The organism is Alkalibacterium sp. m-11 (assembly GCF_054658155.1).
Map to the genome: position 1 here is coordinate 1 of NZ_BAAGIR010000329.1, position 620 is coordinate 620.

General features: G+C 31.8%; 1 protein-coding gene. It reads right to left on the reverse strand.

The features are described from left to right. Positions 1-620: tyrosine-type recombinase/integrase (locus ACYQ2O_RS12655; RefSeq protein ID WP_459796761.1), on the reverse strand; the 620-nt coding region annotated here is incomplete at both ends.

Sequence of the window (620 nt, forward strand, 5' to 3'; positions counted from 1 at the left end):
TTTGTAAAATGGATATATCGTTCGGTATCTATCAAATTTACATGGCCAACATATGCAGCTAATATAGGTATTGCAGAATATATATCCATTCCATTTTCCAACATTTGTTCTAAACTGTAAGTACAAAACGTATGTCGTAAAGAATGAATATTTGGTAGTTTATTATCTTCAGTATAAATACCAGCCAATTTACAAATTTTTTGAAACATGTATTTTACTGCATCGTATGAGTATGCTTTTTGAGTGTATGGTGAAATAAATAGCGATGAGTCTCCTGGTTGATCTATTATATTATCCAAATAGTTATTGACTGCTTTGATTAGACTGTCAGATAGTGGGATTAGTCTCGAAACGTTATTTTTGCTGTTGGTTACTTTGATAATCCCTTGTTGGCAATCGATATCAGAAACCTTTAATGCTAATACTTCGGATATCCTCATGCCGGTTCCGATCAATATCCTTATTAGTACAGGATAAACAATTGTATGGTGATTGCTTCGATTGGCTTTTGGTAATTTGTCAGTAACACATAGGAGTTTTTTAAGATTTTCTTTTGAAAAAATATATGGTTTGAATTTTTGTTCTACTGCTTGGTAATAACTTGAATTGACAGACTGACT